Consider the following 19,662-nt stretch of genomic DNA (forward strand, 5'->3'; position numbering starts at 1 on the left):
GCAGTTCAGCATTATAGCTTCTGGTGCGTTAGTTATGAGATGTATACATACTGAAGAAGGCGCTGCCTTCCTCCAGGTGACAAGCTTATACCTTCAGTGACTTTCGGATGGACATCGTGCTGCCAAAAATACCAATCAGCATCCCGAGAAGCACGAGCGCACCTCCCAGCAGATACCCGATTTCCTCCAGAGGAATCAGACTCCGCGACAACGTAATGTCACCCATCATCGCGGATCGCAGCTGGCTGTACCCCAGGTACAGCAGGCCGACGGTGATCAGCGAGCCGATCATGCCAATCAGCGCACCTTCCACAAAAAACGGCCAGCGGATGAACGTATTCGTCGCTCCTACGAGCTTCATGATGCCAATCTCCCGGCGCCGGGCGAGAATCGTGACCCGAATCGTGTTCGAAATCAGGAAAATAGACATCAAGGCCAGCCCCGCTACAAAAATAAACCCGATATTGCGAACGTATTTCGTAATTTCAAACAGCTTCTCCACCATGCCCTCGCCGTATTTGACGCGCATGATCGGCTTCTCCGCGTAGGTTTCATTCAAGGCCAGAATCTTGTCCGCCACCAGCGGCACAGTAGTAGGCTCTACAACATCAATGACAAAGGAATCGGGCAGCGGGTTGTTATCCCCATCCGTAAAGCCCTCCAGCAGGTCCATGCCTTCTTCTCCAAAGCCCTCCACGAGCTCCTGCATGCCTTCTTCCTTCGAAACGAAGCGAAGCTCCTTCACCTCGGGCATGATCTGGATTTCCTTCTGCAGCCGCTCCCGCTGCTCTTGACTCACATTCAAATTCAGATAGGCACTGACCTGTACGTTACTGTCAGCTTCGTCGGCCAGCGCGTTGACATTCAGCACCAGCAGGATAAATACACCCAGGATAAACAGGGACACAATGATCGAAACAATGGAAGCTACCGACATCCAGCCGTTCCGGAATACACTCTTGGCCCCTTCCCGCAAATGCCGGAGAAAGGTTCTAAAAGTCATATCCATACTCCCCTCGAAGCTGATCCCTTACAATCTGTCCCCGCTCAATGGCGATCACGCGCTTGCGCATCTTGTTCACGATATCCTTGTTGTGCGTTGCCATCACGATCGTCGTTCCCCGAAAATTAATCTCGTCCAGGAGCTGCATAATGCCCCAGGACGTTTCCGGGTCGAGGTTGCCTGTAGGCTCATCCGCCACAATGACCGCGGGGTTGTTCACGATGGCTCTTGCGATCGCAATGCGCTGCTGCTCGCCCCCGGACAAATGCGCCGGCTGCCGGTTCGCCTTCTCCTTCAAACCGACGAGGTCCAGCACCTCCATCACCCGCTTCTTCATCTGCTTGGTCGGCGTTTCAATAACCTCCATGGCAAAAGCCACATTCTCATAGGCGGTCAGCTGCGGCAGCAGCCTGAAGTCCTGGAACACGACGCCGATGTTGCGGCGCACATAGGGAATCTTGCGCTGCTTCAGCTTGCCGATGTTAAAGCCGTTTACGGAAATTTGCCCTTTCGTGGGCACTTCTTCTCTATAAATCAATTTCATGAATGTCGATTTACCTGCGCCGGACGGTCCGACGATGTACACAAACTCATTGCGGTCAATCTTTACCGAGACACCTTGCAGCGCATGGGCTCCGCTCGGGTAGGTCTTCCACACATCCTGCATTTCAATCAATTCATCACTTCCTAATTCCAATATCAGCCTTTATCATTTCGACACCGTCCTCGGAATTCCTCTAAAATGCATGAAAATTCCTCAATGCCCAAAACCATTGTAACAAATTTGTTACCTTTTGAGTACCCGAAAGTTTGGGGGCTTTGTGACATATACATGAAGACATGCCTAAGCTTTTTTGTTACACGAAGGGAAAGGGAGTTTTTGGGGATGAAAAAAATACACGTCATGATCATCGCGTCTCTCAGCCTCCTGCTGGCCGGCTGTTTGATATACGGAGCTCTCTCCATCTACGTGAACACTCCCCGGCTGCCTGCCGGCACGACGCTTTCCGGCTGGAGCGTTGGCGGCCAGCCGGACGGGGACGTGCTGAATGAGCTGGAGCGGCGCCTTGCGGCGCTGGAGCAGCTGCCGTTGTCCTTGACGGGATGGCCCCGGTCCGGCGAGGAAAAGCTGACGCTTGGAGATGCCGGCGTAACATACCGGGCCGAGGCTTTTAAAGCTGCGGTGTCGCAGCTGCAGGAGGGCACGCTGTGGGAGCGGGCCTTTAGCCGCTATACTTTTGCGCAGGCCTACAGTCTGGAGGTGCATCAGGATCTGGAGCTGCTGAAGCAGCGGCTGAACGAGTCGTGGGAGCAGGAGCAGTTCGGAAAGCCTGTTAATGCTGTCCGAACGATTACCGGCGACGAGGTACGCTACATTCCGGAGCAGTCCGTGCTCCGGATTCAATGGCCGCTGCTGGAGGCCTCTTTTGCTGCGGCGCTGCCCCGTGACTTCGCAATGCTCGATGCTGGTGGGCCGCTCTCGATAGAGCTGCCTCTGCAGCTGCAAAGCCCTGAGGTGACGGTGGCTTCGCTGCGGGCGGAGGGCATCCAACGCAAAATCATCCAGTTCTCCACCTCCCTCGGTGCCAGCGGACCAGGCCGGGTGCATAATATTACAGCAGCGGCGGCGGCCGTGGACGGGATGATCCTGAAGCCGGGTGAAGTGTTTGACTATGCGAAGGTGGTAGCTCAGGCCCGCAAGCAGCACGGCTTTCGGGAAGCACCGGTTATCATCAGCGGCAAGCTGGTGCCGGGCGTCGGCGGCGGGATCTGTCAGGTGTCCAGCACCATCTACAATGCCGTGCTCTTAACGGGCCTCGAAGTGGTGGAACGGCGCAACCACTCGCTGCCGGTCAACTATCTTCCCAAAGGCCTCGACGCGACCTACGCCGAAGGCTATATTAACTTCCGGTTCCGCAATAGCACCGGCAAGCACCTTCTGCTTCAGGCCCAGGTCGTGGACAAGGTGCTGACCGTGAAATTGTTCGGGACATTTCCGGACAATATTGTATACTCGCTGGACACAAAGCTAGTGGAGCAGATTCCGGCCCCGCGCTCCTATGTTCGGGATTCCTCCCTGCCTCCCGGACAGCAAAAGCTTCTCCAGCCGGGAAAGCCTGGCTATGTAGTAGAGACCTATCGCAGCAAGCAGGTCAACGGAAAAATAGTAGAACGCGAGCGTCTCTCCCGGGACGTCTACAAAGGCCAAAGCAGCCTCATCGGCATGAACCCGTCCCACGGCGAAATTCCGGGAACGCAGGGACAGCTTAAGGCTCCCGTGGTGGAGGATGGAGTGAGCAGTCCGTAGTTTGTGGTTTGTGGTTTGTGGTTTGAGCGGCTCGCTGCCAGCCATTTAACCTAAACAAGAGCGTTTCCCGCGGGAAACGCTCTTGTTTTTCGCATTCGTTTGCTCTGGATCCGCCACGGCGGCGCATCGAGTTCGGTTTTTCGCACTCGTTCACTCTGGACACGCCACGGCGGCGCATCGAGTTCAGTTTTTCGCATTCGTTGGCTCTGGATCCGCCACGGCGGCGCATTGAGTTCGGTTTTTCACACTCGTTTGCTCTGGACACGCCATAGCGGCGCATTGAGTTCGGTTTTTCACACTCGTTTGCTCTGGACACGCCATAGCGGCGCATTGAGTTCGGTTTTTCGCATTCGTTCCTGGTTAAGGAGTCACAGTCGCTGCCCGCTGGCTGGATTCATAGTACGCTGTGAAGACAACATTGGCGGTCAGGAGGGCATTCTCCGGCAGCTCGGACGGACCGCTGCGGCGCTGCAGGCTGAAGGAGTCCACTTTGATAATTCTTGGCATCTTCTCCAGCTGGTCCATCCAGGCGATAATCTGAGCACGCGTGCCCTCTACCTCAGCATTCATGCTGACTTCTTTAATGAAGGGATAGGCCCCTTCATTCCCTCCCAGCACGAGCTGGAGCCCGTTGGTGCCGGTAAGATTAAATTCGATGCTTTTGAGGCGGGCGCTGGAACGGATGCCGGCGGTTCTTAGCTGCAATACCAGCTGATCGGCTTCGTCCCCTTCCGGCAAAGCATCATAGGAGCTTAACAGCTCCTGATCCTGGCTGTCGGCAGCGCCCTTCAGCTCGTCTACTTTCCGCTGGAGGAGCGCTTTTTCATCAGATACCCGGGCGATTTCAGCTTCCTGCTCCTCCATCGTGTCAATTGTCGGCTGTAAGCCCAGCAAATAGAAGCCCAGCAGCACGACAAAAAGCAGCAGCACTCCCATCACAACCGGTGAGCGGTATTTATTCAGCAGTTCCACCTGCATCACTCCCTTCTGCCGGGGTTAGCGTGTTAACCGTGCCCGGCGCCAGCTGGACGCGGTATCCGGCTGTATAGTAGGTTTGTCCACCGACTACAACGGAGCTGTCTGCAATGCCTTCAGAAAGCCTTGTAATCATAGCACTCTCTGTAAACGGCAGGCGCCGCAGATTTAACAGATAGGCTGAGGCATCCTCCATTTTGGTCAGGTACACCGTCATATCCATCTCCGAACGGTAGGTATATCCGGTACTTTTGAGAATTGCACCTTCCGGCAGCACCCGAATCAGCTCCGTCAGGATTACGACCGGACTTTCCCGATGCTCCGCAATGCCCTCCAGCACCTCCAGGCGTCCATTCTGGCTCAGGCCGCTTTGCTGCAGGGCAAGCAGCTCCTGCTCTGCTGCCGCTCTCTGGTCTCTCAAGGCTTCCAGCCGGTTCTCTTGATCCCGGATTTCCCCTTGATTCAGCACAAAAAACGTAACCGTAGCCGCCAGCCCCAGCACCCACAATCCCATGAGGGAAATGGCCAGGAACGGAAACAGCATGGCTTCCCGGTCCTCCCGGGGAAGCAGATCCATCTGACCGCCATCTGCACGGCGAAGCGCAGTGCCCACCGCAATCCGGAAAGCATTATGCTCCTTGCTGCCCGTGACAGGCTGCTGGACTGCCGAGAAATCAAGCTCCCGGATCTGCAGCTCCGGCAAAGACCGGGCAAGCTCTGTATTCAGCTGCATTCTGGTTCGGTCAGGGCCTGTAATCAAAATCTCCTGAACTCTTGCTGATCCATCATGAAGGCTGTACTGATAGAAGTTCAGCATTCTGGAGATTTCTGCTGTGATTTCAGAAAGCTGCAGTGGAGACAGCGACGGCTGCCCTGGTGCTTGACCCGCCGAGGCGGCCGCACTTTCGAGCCAAGCCTCGTCCGATGAGAGATCCTGCAGATTCAGGGCTCTCATAAACACCGGATTTCCACGATGGTACATATACACGTCAAGCTGACCTTTTTCCAAATGAACAAGCATCGTTTCCTGAAATTCCTCACCGAAGCCGGCAGTGACGGCTCTTGCCAGGGCGACACCCGACATTTCAAGTCCCGATACACGCAGACCTGCCTCCTCCACCACTTGAACAAAATCGCTCATGGTCTGGCGTGGGGCAGCAAAAACGAGGATATGGGTCTGGTTCTCATCCTTGGCCGTCTCGATGTAATCGTACACCGGGGTTTCAAAAGGCAGATGCAGCCCGGTTTCCACTTCCAGCTTTACCAGCTGCTCGACCTGACGCGGATTCGTGCTGGGGATGGACATTTTGCGGATAATGAGCTGAGAAGGCGGTACGGAAAGCGAAACCTCGCTTCCTTTGAGCCGTTCCTGCTTGACGAGCCCTTTTAGCTGGTTTAGCAGCGCCGAGCGGTCTGTAATCTGATTCTCTGCAATCACACCCGAAGGCAGCGGCAGAAAAAATGTTTTGTCCATTTCCCAGGTCTTCGTCTTCAGCCGGACATAACGAATGCCGGATTGTTCAATGGACAGTCCGGCCGCTTTTTGAGAAATACCGAGCATGCGTTTGTTCCTCCTAACCGATGAGCGAGAGATACCCGCTAATGATCTGTGAGCCGTAGCCCCATGTCAGCAGTGTTCCTGCTGCAAGACAAGGTGCGAAGGGGATGGGCTGCCTGCGCCCGATGCTGCCGGCCAGCCGTAATCCACCTCCGATGAGCGTCCCCAGCAGGCATGCTGCCAAAAAAGCCAATATCACACCGGGAAATCCAATCACTCCGCCAAACAATGCGAACAGCTTGGCGTCGCCCATCCCCATGCCGCCCAGCAGTACCAGCACCAGAAGAATACCGCCGCCGGCCACCGCCCCCAGAACGTGGCTCCACCATGGCTGATCCGTTACGCTGAAGGTCATCGCCGCGAGCAGCGGCAGGAATGCTAATAGCACCTTGTTCGGTACCAGCATGCTGTGCAAATCCGAGATCGTCACGATAACCGCAAGGCTTGCCAGCAGCAGTCCCAGCATCCCTTCACCACTTAAACCAAACCGCAGGTATGTCCACACAAATAACAGTCCTGTCGCAGCTTCTCCCAGTGGGTATAGCCAGGATACCGGTACTCCGCAGTGTCGGCAACGCCCTTTGGCCAGCAGCCAGCTGAACACGGGAATCAGGTCCCGTGTACGCAGCCTTGTTCCGCAGCTCCCGCACCGCGAAGGGGGATGAATGACAGATTGCCCGGCAGGAACCCGCAGGGCAACGACATTGTAGAACGAACCCAGGGCCAGGCCCAGCAGGAACAGGTATGTAATGATCAGGGTGGGCATGGGTTGGGATGCTCCTTGGTTTGGTATGGTGTGGGCGGTTGCTTTGGTTTTGGCGCTGGTGATATTGGCGCTGTTGTTAAGGCGCTGGTGGCCTGCGGCGCAGGGTTGCTTGGCGCTGAGGGCCTTCGGCCGCTGGGGGCCGCTTCGTGTGCCGATCGCCTCCGGCCGCTGGTGGCCGCTTCGTGTGCGGATCGCTCTTCCGACCGCTGTTATCTTTGGATTTCCTGATAGAACTTGTAGATGGTGAAATCCAAAGATAAAGGCGGACACTTCGTTTCTCCAGTGCGATTCCGCCCCCTCCGCTGGGTATGCCCAGCAAGCCGCCCACCCCATTAGGTTGGGGGGTGGGGGTAGGGCCGCCTTCGCTTGGATTAGCTTCGGCAGACAGGGACAAGTCAAGCATCTAGCTAGACACCGTGACTTTGATGCTTGAGGTAGCAGGCTTGTATCTGCCTTTACTTCATCTATCTACCTCTGACGGAATATTTCTGACGGTCTACCTCTGACGGACTTTACCTGCGTTTACTTAGTCTACTTGGTCTTACTTACTTATGCTTACTATTACTTCATATAGATACCACTGCTTGATCTGCATATATCTACTCATTGCTGCCTGATCTGTGTGGATATTTTTACTTACTTTGCTTGAACTGTGTACTTTTACTAACAATGTACACTATTATTTACTCTGTATACTTCTACCTACTTTACACACTTCTACAAACTTTCGTTTACTTCTACTACTCTTGCTTACTTCTACTAAGTTCTACTTACCTCTACTAACTTCCGCTTGCCTCTGCTTACTTTTGCTTGCCTCAACTTACCTTTGTTTACTTCTGCCTAAATTATCGGACTCTAACTACTTCTAACGGTTGCTAAAGTGCCTAATTGTGCCGAATGACAGGTAAGATAATTCTAACGGTTGTGACAACACTTATATTGTGAATTAGCGCCGATTATTGCTGAAATGTCTGAAATAACTCTTGTGGCAACCGTTAGAATAGATGCTAGCTAAATATGAAAGGTTTAGCGCTTGTGGCAACCGTTAGCGCGCAAGCGGCGGCTGATCTGTGCTGAGGATCTGAGGCAATGGCAATCTGACATGCACATGTCTGCTCAGGGCATACCTTGAAAACTTAAGCTAGAGTGCTAGTCGTTGATGATTGCTGTCGCTGGAGCCTGCGGCGCTGGTGATTGCCTCGCGCCGATGGTATTTGACCGCTGGTGCCGCTTCGTGTGCCGATGGCCTCCGCCGCTGGTGGCCGCTCCGTGTGCGGATCGCTCTTACGACCGCTGTTATCTTTGGATTTCCTGATAGAACTTGTAGATGGTGAAATCCAAAGATAAAGGCGGACACTTCGTTTCTCCAGTGCGATTCCGCCCCCTCCGCTGGGTGTGCCCAGCAAGCCGCCCACCCCATTAGGTTGGGGGTGGGGGTAGGGCTACCTTCGCTTGGATTAGCTTCGTCGGACTTGGTTGCTAAATCTTTAATTTATGGAGTAGCTGGTGCTGTAGTTGTAGAATCTACTTGAAGCACTTCATCGGCAGTATATGTTCCAGCAGCGCTTCCTTGTGGTGCAGGAGTAATAGAGACACTTTGAAGTTGTCCATCAGCATCAAATGTAACTTTAGCATCGGTAATAAGCTTTTTAGTACTAGGCAAAGCAATATTGTCATCAACATAATTTTCACTCTTCAAATTAGCAAGAGACACTTCTAGGTTGTTTGCGAAATCCCCCGCCTTCTCACCAATCACATACAACCGTGCTGCGTCATACAGCTGGCGCGCGGTGGCTACGTCGGAGTCTTCCTTGGAGTTGTCGATGATGTTGCCGATGAGCGGAATGGCGATAACGGCGATGATGCCCAGGATGACGATAACGGCGAGGAGCTCGATCAGGGTGAAGCCTTTTTCGCCTTGCAGGCGAGCTTGTCTTGCTTTGAGTGCTTTGGTTAACATGTTACATTCCTCCTAAGAATGGTTCGTTTTATATCATGAAAATAAATCTGATATACGTGGTTAGTGAAACGCTAGTGAACGAAAACAAGGGTAACGCTGGAATCCGTGTTGTGCTTTAATGCTTCACACGGGCGCGAGGCCGAGCAGGCATATCTAGCACAGATAGATGCGCACTGCTGTGTACGAGATGCCTTACATGTGAGTCTAGTAGCTGCTTCTCATAAGAACTCAACACAGCCCGCCTTCACAACCGCTTACCGGTTACACAGCCTCAGAGTAGCCACACCTGTTTCGCTACAAATTACCGTACATGCTGAACATCGGGAGCATGATGGCTGCTACGATGAGGCCGACGATCCCGGCCAGAAAAGCGATGAGCAGCGGCTCCAGTAGGGATTTCAGGCGGTCGACGGTGTTCTCGACGTCCATTTCGTAGAAATCGGCGATTTTAGAGAGCATCTGGTCGAGGGCTCCGGTTTCTTCGCCGATCGCAATCATTTGGGTGACGAGCGGCGGGAATACCCAGGCCTTTTTGAGCGGCTCGGAGAGCGGCTTGCCCTGGCGCAGGGAGTCTCCCGCGCTGCGGATCGCTGCGCCGATGACGCGGTTTCCGGCAACCTCCTCAACGATGGAGAGAGACTGCAGAACCGGCACCGAGCTGGCATAAAGCGACGCAAAGGTCCGGGTAAACTGCGCGATGGAGCCTTTTTGGTTCAGCTTGCCGAAGATCGGCATTTTGAGCTTGGCGTAATCAAGCAGGTACGCCCCGCGCTCAGTCCGCTTAAACACCTGGTACAACACGATGAGCAGCAATAGTCCCAGCATCCAGTAATACCAGCGGTTCTGAATGCTTTCGCTCAGCGCCAGCACGACCTTGGTTACGGCCGGCAGCTCCGCATTCATCGACTCGAACATGGTCACAAACTGCGGCACGATGGCCCACAGGAGATACACCACGGCGGCAATCGCCATGAGACCTACCGTAATGGGATACGTCAGCGCCGACTTGATCTTCTCTGTAGTGGCATGCTGCTTCTCGTAATACAGCGCCAGCCGATCCAGCGTTCCCTCCAGATCACCGGATTCCTCTCCCGCCCGGATCATGCTGATAAACAGCCCCGGAAATACCTTCCGGTGCTCCTGCACCGCCTGGGAGAAGGCCACGCCGCGAAGCAGGCTGGTGCCGACATCCATCAGCGCTTTTCGCAGCGGCTTGCTGTCCGTCTGCTCCGCCAGAATCCGGGTAGCATCCACGATGGATACACCGGCCCGGATCAGGGTAGCAAACTGACGGCAATAAATAATAAAATGAACGGTTTTGACGGGGTTGCCGATGTAAATCTCCATGGAGAGAATGCTTTGCCGGGTCTCCACCAGGGAAAACACCGTCAGCCCCCGTCTTCTCAGCTCCTCCATGGCAGACGGCTTGTCCGCTGCGCTCAGCTTGCCCTTCAGCATCCGTCCGTTACCTGTCTTGACCTGATACTCAAATTGCTGCATCAGCTGGTCACCTCCGTGAGATAAGCTTTTGCAGCGGCAGGATGAATCTGCCCGCTTCTTAAGTAATCTTGAATCGACATGTCCAGGGTGTGCATGCCCAGAGCCCTTCCGGTCTGCATCGTGTTCCGAATCTGGTGACATTTATCACTGCGAATCAGGTTGGCCACCGCCGGCGTATTGATCAGAATCTCTGTTGCACACACTCTTCCCCGGCCCTCGGCTTTCGGAAACAGCCGCTGACTAATGACTCCCGCCAGCACCGAGGCCAGCTGGGAGCGAATCTGGTTCTGCTGCTCCGCCGGAAACACATCAATAATCCGCTCGATCGTACCCGGCGCATCGCTCGTATGCAGCGTTGACAGCACAAGATGTCCGGTTTCAGCCGCCGTGACGGCCGCGGCAATGGTTTCGGGATCGCGCATTTCACCGACCAGAATCACATCGGGATCCTGCCGCAGCGCGGCCCGAAGACCTGTCGCGAAGCTGCGCGTGTCACTTCCGATCTCCCGCTGATCAATCAGGCAGCTGCCATGTCCGTGAAGATATTCAATGGGGTCCTCCAGCGTAACGATATGCTTGCGCTCACTCTGGTTCAGCTGCTGGATCATCGCTGCCAGGGTGGACGACTTCCCGCTCCCCGTTGGACCCGTTACCAGGACCAGACCCTGAGGGCGGCCGGCGAGCGTTGACAGCAAGGACGGCAAGCCCAGCTGTCCGAGCGTCGGAACCTCTACCGGAATTGCGCGGGCAGCAATGCTGACCCTTCCCCGCTGGCGGTAAATATTGACCCGGAAGCGAACCTCTGGATTCAGCGCATACGCGAAATCATAATCGCCTCTGTCATCAAACTCGGCATAGCGGCCGCTTCCTAACAGCTCCTGCGCCATATCCTCGGCTTCCTGAATGCCGACCGGCGGTCCGCCAATCGGCCGCAGCGCGCCGTCCACTCTCAGCATGGGCGGAGACTGCACAGACACATGAAGGTCCGAGGCTCCCGCCTGGAACGTATGCTCCAGCAGCAGGCGTATGTTCCGGAATGTGGATGTTATTTCTTCCATAAGCGCCTCCCCAGCTAGTGTGAAACGGATTCCCGCATGACCTCCTGCATCGTGGTGATTCCATCCGCCACCTTCATGATGCCATCCTTCATTAAGTGAACCAGTCCGTTGGCGCGGGCCGCCTGACGCATCTCCTCAATCGTCGCGGAGCTGGCGATCAGCTCGGCAAGCCGGTCATCGACAGACATAATCTCATGAATCGCAATCCGGCCCCGGTAGCCGGTATTGTTGCAATAGCCGCAGCCGTTTCCTCTATATAATGTATCGACATGAACACCATATCGTTTTAACAGGATCAGCTCCTGCTCCGGCGGGGAGTAGCTGGTCTTGCACTCGGTACAAATTTTGCGGACGAGACGCTGGGCCACAACTCCTAGCAGGGAGGAAGCGATCAGAAAAGGCTCAATTCCCATATCCCGCAGCCGCACAACGGTGCTGATCGCATCATTCGTATGTAGTGTCGATAGCACAAGGTGGCCGGTCAATGAAGCACGTACGGCCATTTCCGCGGTTTCGCTGTCCCGAATCTCCCCTACCATGACAATATTGGGATCCTGCCGGAGAATCGAGCGCAGGCCGGCCGCAAAGGTCAGCCCGATGCCAGGACTCACATGGACCTGATTGATGCCTTCCAGCTGATATTCCACCGGATCCTCTACCGTAATAATATTCACATCTTCGTCATTCAGATGGTGCAAGGCTGAATACAGCGTTGTCGTCTTGCCGCTTCCCGTCGGTCCTGTAATGAGCAAAATACCATATGGCCGTTCGATCATGCTGCGGAACGCCTTCAGATTGTGCTCACTAAAGCCCAGACGCTCCAGCGGCTGTACGCCGGTCGTCAGATCCAGCAGCCGGAGTACGATTTTCTCCCCGTGCATGGTCGGCAGGGTGGACACGCGGATATCAATCATGCGGTAATCGAACTGCATTTTGATCCGTCCATCCTGCGGAAGCCGCCGCTCGGCAATGTTCAGTCGCGCCATAATCTTCAGTCTGGCTGTGATAAAGCCCTGCATCTGCTTCGGAATCATCCGCTCCGTCTTCAGCGTGCCGTCAATACGATAGCGGATGGAAAGATTGTTCTCGCCGGGATCAACATGAATATCGGAAGCGCGAAGCTGCACAGCCTGCTGAATCATCTGATTGACCAGCCGGACGATCGGGGAGGTCTCATCCGTAATCTCGGTCTCCTCGAACTCATCCTCACTTGGCATCTCAACCATCATCTGGCTCATGGAATCTCTCAGGCCGTAATGCCTTGCAATCGCGCGCTGCAGCTCATCCCGGGAAGAAATTGCAGGCTCGATCCGGAAGCCGGTCGTCATCCGCAAATCCTCAATGGCAAAATAATCAAGCGGGTCTGCCATCGCCACCATTAGCTTGCCGCCTTCTTTTGCAAAAGGAAGCACCTGATGGCGCTTGGCCAGACTCTCGGGAATAATTTGCGTAATATGCGAGTCAATATTGAATTTAAAAAGGTTCACGTGGGGAATGCCCAGCTGGAATTCCAGCACCTCAATCAGCTGCTGCTCTGTGATGTATCCTTGAGTGATCAGCAGGTCACCGAGCCGCTTCTTGCTCTGGCGTTGCTCCAGAAGCGCTTCCTGCAGCTGTTCCTCGGAAATGACGCCGTTCTCCACCAGCAGGTCACCGAGCCGTTTTTTTACAATGGCCATCTTATCACTCCATCCCAGGTTTGATCCGGAATTTCTGTCTTTGGAATCTACGTTTGATCGACAAAATGCTCTTGCTTCGCCAGCCCTAAACCAGGTTTCACATTATTTAGAAGATCTAATGAATCTAGTTATTAAGACTGGCAAATATTTCACGTTTTCGTATTGAATACATATGTGTTTTGACCTAAAATGATATATATCACACCTTGGTATATTTTACAATGATATGTTAGTGCATCCATGTAAGATTTTTCATATTTTCATAGTCTGACATACCTATTTATTTTATTCATTTAAGGGGCGATCCAGAGCATGAGACTCACCGTCAAACAAGGATTTTACGCAGCCGGTCTGTTCATTCTCGCATTGCTGGTCATGGTGCTGATTCGGGACTTTACCAGCAAAGCCAATGCCAACAGTGACGGCTACACGATTTCTCTGCTGGAAATCACAGATACTGGGACCTCAGACCTAAAACTGAACAAGAACGGAAGTATCCAGGTCGATACGATGAGCATGAAGCGATTTGTGTCTCTCCGTGAGGATCTCGATGGCAAGTACGATGCTATTTACATCGGTAAAGGCCTCTACAGCACCCTCCCGGTCAACGGTAGGAACCACAACACGACGACGGTGATGAATGACATCACGCCACTGAAGGCGCAGCAGATCGTAGACTTGTACATCCAGAAGGGACTGTATGTCTTCTTCTCTACCGATCCGTTCGACAGACAAAAGGTGAATGAGCGCGGAAACCTGTATCAGTATTTCAATACCTACCGCAGCGAGAGCCCGAAGCCGAATGTCGTGTTTCTGAACAGCACGCAGCTCACCGACTTTGCTGCAGAACTTAAGACCGGCAACTCCCCCTATATTGCGGGGATGAAGCAGCGCCCACAGCTGGCATTAGCCAACAAGGGCAGTCTGATCGATTACGAAGTCAATCCAGCCCATGTGTACAACACCGGCGATGAGCTGGTATTTCAGATCCAGGCCCCGAACATCAGCGATTTCAAAACCAGACCGGTTACGGCCAATCTCTACATGACGGTGGATAAATCGACCAAGATGGACAAGGAGCAGATTGTCGCTACCACGAGCCTAACCCAGGGCACGGGAGGCGAAATCCGGTACAAGCTGCCGAAGACCTACTCCGGACTGCTGTATTGGAAGCTGGAAATCGTCGATCGGCTCAATCCGAATCAGCTGAAGGATTATGAGACCGGCACGATCCGGTATCGCGGCAAAAAGACGGTCGTTAGCATTTTGCAGGTCATGCCGAATACCGACAAGAGCAGCCTCAAGAAATCAGCCGTGATGAAGCAAAGCTACCTGTCCGGCACAGACTATGAGCTGAACGTTGAGGTTAAGAGTATCAACCAGTTCAACGATTATGTGAAGAACAAGCGCAAGGAGAACGGCAGCTATGGCCTGAACGGAACATATGACATGCTGATTTTCGGCTTTGCCGATGTGTATAACACGGTCGCCCCGATCAGCGCGGAAGCGGCACAGGGCGTTGAGGAGTTTATTACGAAGACGAAGCAGAGTGCGATGTTTACGCATGATACGATCTACCGCAGCAAGACGCAAAGTGAGTGGACGAACCGTTTTCAAGCGATCACCGGACAGATCGAGCCCGAAACGAATCTCGGTCTTAGCGCACCCAACACGTCCAAAGTCGTTGTGCCGGTCAACGAAGGACTGCTGACGCAGTATCCTTTTGACCTGAGTGATTCCTCCGGCGGCAAAAAGGTGCTGGAAATTGCTACGACGCACAACCAGTACTTCACTTTGGACCTGAATGATGAGAGCGTCATTCCGTGGTATAACATTTCAGGAAGCCAGCGGGACGTGAACGACAGCTGGAACCATTACTACACCTATTCCAAGGGCAATGTCACTTACTCCGGTACCGGTCACGTGCAGACCTTCCCGGACTGGGAGCAGCGGCTGTTCGTCAATACGATGTACCGGGCCTTTACCGGTTCCAACCATGCCCCTGAGATTACAGTGCTGACGCCGGAGCACCAGAGCACCAAGCCGTCATACTTGCAGGATCTTGTCATTAGCTACACCGTGGATGACTGGGACTGGAAGGACAAGGACCTGACTACAGCCATTACTTTTAAAGGCAATGGCCAGCCGCTGGACTCGCTGAAGGTAGATAATCAGCAAATTCAGTCAGGCAAGACCTTCACTCACAGCATCAAGAATCCACTGCCAGAGGGCGGCAAGCTGGAGATTGAAATCTCCGCATGGGACAAGCAGGGCGCCATGACGACCAAGATCATTGAGGTGCAGATCGAGAAGGTCAGCATCAATCTGGAAACGTCACGCACCCTCTCCTCCAATGTGATCAACAATGAGGTCCGCCGGGGTGAAGAAGTCGGCATCACATATACCATTACGCCTAAGCCGATTCCTTACATGGACATTGAGCTTAACGAGCAGGGCAAGCAGCAGCTCATCATCTCTGACATCCGATACGAAGAGCAGTTCCCGCCAGGTCTGGACATCATTCAGCTTCCGGCAGGTGCAGAGTCCAGCGGAAGCCTGTCTGCCGGATACACGGTGAAGTATGCGCTCGGTGACATTGTATATGAGCTGAAGGAAAGCAATGGAGTGAAATCGTATGAGCCTCTGGAACGGCAGCAGATTGTGTTTGACCTGAGCATGCGCCCGACCGTCAAAGGCATTTATCTGCTCAACAATTCGCGGATTGATTACGAGGACATTCATCTTCCAGATTCTCTGAAGGAGCAGCCGGAAGAGGCTCCTCAGCCCTTTGAGGAGGACCCCGCTCCGCGATCAGCGCTAGGCATTGGTAAGGATTATACCGTGTTCGCGCTGGAGAATGTATGGATTACAAGCTCCGGATTTTCGAATGAAGGCCGGATTGCCGCTGGCGGCGATATGAACCTGAACAATTTCTCCGTAGGGGATCAGCTGGGCAATAATTCTGCCAATCGTTATACCCTCATTGCCGGCGGGAATATGACGCTGAACGGGGGCACGATTCATAATGGTAAAGGAGCTTATGGCGGTACCGCCACGGTTCCGGAGTATTTAAAGCCGAAGCTGGTTCAGGACCAGCCTGTGGATTTTGAAGCAGCTACACAAGCTGTACAGCGTATATCGCAAGCAGCAGCGGCTCTAACACCTACGGCAGCGCCGGTCATTCAATGCTGGAACAACCCGACCTGTAGTATCAACCTTACAGGAACCCGGAGTGATTTGAATGTTTTCACCCTGACGGCACAGGAGCTGGAGCGCTCCCATAACCTGGTGATCGACGCGCCTGCCGGCTCTACGGTCTTAATCAATGTCACGGGCACCTCCGCGAAGATGAGCGGGGGCCTGGAGCTTAAAGGCGTGGGCGAAGGACATGTTCTGTTCCATTTCCCGGACGCCGTATCGCTGAATACTTCTTCAATCAGTGTCAAAGGCTCGATTCTGGCTCCGCTTGCAGATTACAAGCTGCATGGGAATGTATTTGGCACAGTCGTTGTCCGGTCTATGACCGACGGAAGCGGACACCATATTCATCTTCGGCCGTTTGAAGGCGTACTGTCCGACCCTGGCGCCAGCCCGTCGAATCCTCCGAAGGAGGACCCGGCTGCTCCGCGGCCAAGAGTATCCACGGTGTTCCCGGAGCTGATCTTCCGGGCTGTCGTGAAGGTGACCGCGATTCAGATGGAGGGTACAACCATCCTGAGCGGTACAGAGCATAAGCTGACGCCGGTAGTACTGCCGGAGGATGCCGACCAGAAGCAGCTGACCTGGTCCTCCAACCGCACGGACATTGTTACTGTGAACAGCGAGGGTCTGGTGACCGGCCTGAAGGCAGGCACCGCAAGAGTTACAGCGGCAGCCACTGACGGAAGCGGCATCCGGAAGGCGGTAGAGATTCGCGTAATTAACCGCGATCTCAGCATTTCCGGCCCAGACACGGCATTTACCCGGGAGACCTTCCCGCTGGAAGCAACCTATGTTACCGCCAATGAGACGGTAACCGGCTATGTCTGGAGTGTAAAGCCGGTGAACGGGCAGAACCTGTCTGATATGGTCCGGCTGGTCACGAACCCGCAGGATCCAAGCCTGGTTGAGGTAGTCCCTCTCCGAAAGGGCGAGGTCACGATCATGGTTACAGTGCTGACGAACCGGTTCCCGCAGGGAGCGGCGACGGCCGAGCATACGGTTACCATTCAACAGCGCCTGGATGCCATTTATATTAACGGTCCAGCCAGTATTCCGGTAGGTGCTGAGGCTACCCTCGTCCTGCTGACAGAACCATATGACGCCGACGAGACCGGCTTCCAGTGGACATTGGAAGGTGACGGCGGCAGCTACGCCAAACTGACGCCTTCCGCAGATGGCTCAACAGTCACCGTCACAGGCCTCAGACCGAATGAAGCCATTACCATTCGAGCTTCCACCGGCTGGGATCAGGATAATCTGACCGCACTTCATCAGCTGAAGATCGTACCGGTGCTGGAAGGTCTGTATTTGACGGATGCTGTCCTGAATCAAGGCGGGACGCTAAATATGTATGACAGCAACCTACGTACTCGTCCGGCTGACTTCCCGAGAACGCTCCTGCAGGGCTATCTACGCTGGGAAAGTGACAATCCGGATGTGGCCACCGTTGATGCTTCTAACGGTATGGTCTCCGGCAAGAAGAAGGGCGTCGCCAAGATTACAGTAACCTACTCTTTTGAAGGCAGAACGCTCACCGCAACGGGAACCGTAAAGGTTAACGGAACCGTCAGCGGCGATCGTTACTAGGCAGTAACTAGCGCTGATCGCAGCGTGTCATACTGCATAAGCCAAAGGGCCTTGCCCAGGATTCTTAATGAACCCTGGGCAAGGCCCTTTTCATGCTTGGGACAGGCTGCGAGCATTACGCTGCGAATGCCTGAGCTTGTGATGACCATGAGAAGCTGCCGGGAACCTGACAGAAAAAAAAGCGATGCCCCAGCATCCCGGGGCATCGATTTCTGTTATCTCATTCCTGATTGCATAGCCGGACCTATTCTTTACTTCAGTCTCAAGTTACCTGCCTTTACGCTAATCTGGTTGACTCGCGGCAGGCCATCGGCTTGCTTCAGATAAACCTCACTGTCATACTCGGCCTGGAAGCGGATCAGTTCGCTGGATAGATCCACGTCAATATCTCCGCTGCCCGCCGTAGCACGTCCCCGGATCGCGTTTACCGTGAGGTCGCCCTTCGCGAAAAACCCGCCCTTGAGCGAAAAGATCGAGCCCACTCCGTACAGCTCCGCCGAAGCATCTGTATAGAAGAACGCGTTCAACGGACGAACTGTATCCTGAAACGCGTCATGACGGTTCACAAGGATCGGTCCCTCGGACATAATCACACCCAGCCCGCTGATGGACGCGTCTTCCACCAAGGTGGATGTCTCGTTCTGCGCCGCTCCCAGTACAAAAATGGTAGAATCCAGCTCCACATTGCCGCGTATTTCTAACCTGCCTGTAATGAGCATGTTGGCAGCAATCCGCAGCGGCTGATCGCTGAAGTTATCGATCTTAACATTGCCGTCCACGACATACCAGGCATTTGCACCTCCGGCTTCAATGCCCGTGAGCTCGACACCGTCGAAGACCACATCGCCCTCATACACCAGTGAACGCGCTGGTCGGGTAAAGCGCTGGATGCCCTCCCGGTACGTACTCCATTGCTCTATACTCTCTCTCATACGCTGAGCCTCTTCCTCACTCAGTCCTTCGGCGTCCGGGTCTGACCCTTCCGGATACTCCGGCACTTCCGGCTTAAGCGGAAGCTGCTCCGGGGCATCATAAAATGCCGGCTGCTGCTTAAGCAGCTCTGTCAGGCCTCCATTCAGGCGACCACGGACATTTTGCCGGAGAATGTCGCCGCCGGCTGGAGCCCCGATCGACTCCACCACTTTATCAATAAAGGATTCCCGAACATTGATTTGTACGAACTTCCGCTGATTCTTGATCAGGATCTGATCCAGAGGAATGACACCAGTCCAGGTAACCCCTTCCCGGTCCAGCTCCGCCGCTGTCCATGTCCGGCCGTTGCGGGTATATTCCATCCCATCCAGAGATTGAACATGGGCCTCACCCTGCAGCTCAAAGGGAGAAGACGCCATTCTCTTTAACTGCGACGACTGATACAAATACTCTGCCTGATCATTAATGTACAGGCCTTTACCTGCATAAATATTGCCCCGGATCTGCGGTGAGCCATTCAGAATAACATTGCCTTCCGAGCCCAGCGTATATTTCAGGAAATCCGGATAAGTATCGAACGTGATCTCCTGCACCAGCTCCCGCTTGACGCCGTTCACCATCGCCTCTGCCGTCAGATTTACGACATAGCTGGACGGCTGACCCGCCGCAGAGACCCGTTCATAGGAAATATCCAGAATCCGCCCGTCGGCACGAGTCAGCTCCGTGCTGGCCGGAAGCTGCTCTGTGCCCTGCCGCAGGGTTTGAAGATAGGTATCAATATCCTGCTCCAGATCTCCCTTAGCTTCGTTAATACTGTTCTTAACGATGCCCTCCAGCTCTGCCGTCATGTAAGCAATCGTTTCTTCTAAGGTTTTCTCTGCCAGATGGAGGCTCTGAACCTCATTCTTGCGCGTCTCGGTCCGCTGGGCACCCCCAACGGTCGCACTGAGCACCGTGACGCCCAGAAGCGTGAACAGCAGTGCAATGAACATGACCAGCACCAGAGCCGAGCCGCGCTCATCAGCGAGCTTGATCTCCCTGTGCAGGCTGCACAAATCACCCTGCTGCGGTATCTTTGTCCGGCTCATGTCTGCGTTTCGGAGCAGCGGCTTCTTCTTGGGATCCGACATATGT

General features: G+C 54.2%; 12 protein-coding genes. 2 read left to right on the forward strand and 10 right to left on the reverse strand.

What is annotated here, in order from left to right:
- Positions 1-85 precede the first annotated feature (85 nt).
- Together ftsX and ftsE are read right to left on the reverse strand one after the other, a co-directional pair.
- Entirely contained in the window at positions 86-1,003 is a 918-nt protein-coding gene (gene ftsX / locus JJQ72_RS12585) for a permease-like cell division protein FtsX (RefSeq protein ID WP_138227222.1), read from the reverse strand.
- On the reverse strand, positions 993-1,679 hold the full coding sequence (gene ftsE / locus JJQ72_RS12590; RefSeq protein WP_138227896.1) for a cell division ATP-binding protein FtsE: 687 nt from the start codon (positions 1,677-1,679) through the stop codon (positions 993-995). The genes ftsX and ftsE overlap by 11 nt, the downstream gene beginning before the upstream one ends.
- 210 nt (positions 1,680-1,889) lie before the next feature.
- Here ftsE and JJQ72_RS12595 point away from each other — a divergent pair, with 210 nt between their 5' ends.
- Entirely contained in the window at positions 1,890-3,311 is a 1,422-nt protein-coding gene (locus tag JJQ72_RS12595; protein ID WP_208203900.1) for a VanW family protein, read from the forward strand.
- A gap of 360 nt (positions 3,312-3,671) precedes the next feature.
- Here JJQ72_RS12595 and pilO read toward each other — a convergent pair whose 3' ends face one another.
- From pilO to JJQ72_RS12630, 7 genes are all read right to left on the reverse strand, one after another.
- Positions 3,672-4,283, reverse strand: a complete 612-nt coding sequence (gene pilO, locus JJQ72_RS12600) for a type 4a pilus biogenesis protein PilO (RefSeq protein ID WP_208203901.1) — start codon at positions 4,281-4,283, stop codon at positions 3,672-3,674.
- Positions 4,267-5,847, reverse strand: a complete 1,581-nt coding sequence (pilM, locus tag JJQ72_RS12605) for a pilus assembly protein PilM (protein WP_138227226.1) — start codon at positions 5,845-5,847, stop codon at positions 4,267-4,269. The genes pilO and pilM overlap by 17 nt, the downstream gene beginning before the upstream one ends.
- A gap of 13 nt (positions 5,848-5,860) precedes the next feature.
- The gene (locus JJQ72_RS12610) at positions 5,861-6,880 is read right to left on the reverse strand and encodes a prepilin peptidase (RefSeq protein WP_347880748.1); all 1,020 of its coding nucleotides are present in this window, start codon (positions 6,878-6,880) and stop codon (positions 5,861-5,863) included.
- A 1,222-nt stretch (positions 6,881-8,102) separates the two neighbouring features.
- On the reverse strand, positions 8,103-8,570 hold the full coding sequence (locus JJQ72_RS12615) for a type II secretion system protein (RefSeq protein ID WP_208203902.1): 468 nt from the start codon (positions 8,568-8,570) through the stop codon (positions 8,103-8,105).
- A gap of 294 nt (positions 8,571-8,864) precedes the next feature.
- Positions 8,865-10,070, reverse strand: coding sequence for a type II secretion system F family protein (locus JJQ72_RS12620; protein ID WP_138227229.1), 1,206 nt, complete (start codon positions 10,068-10,070; stop codon positions 8,865-8,867).
- Complete coding sequence (locus JJQ72_RS12625) at positions 10,070-11,128, reverse strand: type IV pilus twitching motility protein PilT (protein WP_208203903.1); 1,059 nt, start codon at positions 11,126-11,128, stop codon at positions 10,070-10,072. Before JJQ72_RS12625 ends, JJQ72_RS12620 begins: the two co-directional genes overlap by 1 nt.
- Positions 11,129-11,142: 14 nt before the next feature.
- The gene (locus JJQ72_RS12630) at positions 11,143-12,807 is read right to left on the reverse strand and encodes a GspE/PulE family protein (protein ID WP_208203904.1); all 1,665 of its coding nucleotides are present in this window, start codon (positions 12,805-12,807) and stop codon (positions 11,143-11,145) included.
- Positions 12,808-13,119: 312 nt separating this feature from the next.
- On the opposite strand from JJQ72_RS12630, the gene JJQ72_RS12635 reads away from it, so the two are divergent.
- Positions 13,120-17,595: a collagen-binding domain-containing protein gene (locus JJQ72_RS12635; RefSeq protein WP_208203905.1), complete on the forward strand. Its 4,476-nt coding sequence runs from the start codon at positions 13,120-13,122 to the stop codon at positions 17,593-17,595.
- Positions 17,596-17,846: 251 nt separating this feature from the next.
- Here JJQ72_RS12635 and JJQ72_RS12640 read toward each other — a convergent pair whose 3' ends face one another.
- Complete coding sequence (locus JJQ72_RS12640) at positions 17,847-19,658, reverse strand: hypothetical protein (RefSeq protein ID WP_208203906.1); 1,812 nt, start codon at positions 19,656-19,658, stop codon at positions 17,847-17,849.
- Positions 19,659-19,662 lie beyond the last annotated feature (4 nt).

Source organism: Paenibacillus sp. F411 (assembly GCF_017582705.1).
Lineage (GTDB): Bacteria > Bacillota > Bacilli > Paenibacillales > Paenibacillaceae > Paenibacillus_AQ > Paenibacillus_AQ algicola.

What these genes read in the sequence shown, in the direction of transcription:
- ftsX (WP_138227222.1), bottom strand. Translation starts at nt 1,003, where the DNA reads ATGACTTTTAGAACCTTTCTCCGGCATTTGCGGGAAGGGGCCAAGAGT.
- JJQ72_RS12595 (WP_208203900.1), top strand. Translation starts at nt 1,890, where the DNA reads ATGAAAAAAATACACGTCATGATCATCGCGTCTCTCAGCCTCCTGCTG.
- pilM (WP_138227226.1), bottom strand. Translation starts at nt 5,847, where the DNA reads ATGCTCGGTATTTCTCAAAAAGCGGCCGGACTGTCCATTGAACAATCC.
- JJQ72_RS12615 (WP_208203902.1), bottom strand. Translation starts at nt 8,570, where the DNA reads ATGTTAACCAAAGCACTCAAAGCAAGACAAGCTCGCCTGCAAGGCGAA.
- JJQ72_RS12620 (WP_138227229.1), bottom strand. Translation starts at nt 10,070, where the DNA reads ATGCAGCAATTTGAGTATCAGGTCAAGACAGGTAACGGACGGATGCTG.
- JJQ72_RS12625 (WP_208203903.1), bottom strand. Translation starts at nt 11,128, where the DNA reads ATGGAAGAAATAACATCCACATTCCGGAACATACGCCTGCTGCTGGAG.
- JJQ72_RS12630 (WP_208203904.1), bottom strand. Translation starts at nt 12,807, where the DNA reads ATGGCCATTGTAAAAAAACGGCTCGGTGACCTGCTGGTGGAGAACGGC.
- JJQ72_RS12635 (WP_208203905.1), top strand. Translation starts at nt 13,120, where the DNA reads ATGAGACTCACCGTCAAACAAGGATTTTACGCAGCCGGTCTGTTCATT.
- JJQ72_RS12640 (WP_208203906.1), bottom strand. Translation starts at nt 19,658, where the DNA reads ATGTCGGATCCCAAGAAGAAGCCGCTGCTCCGAAACGCAGACATGAGC.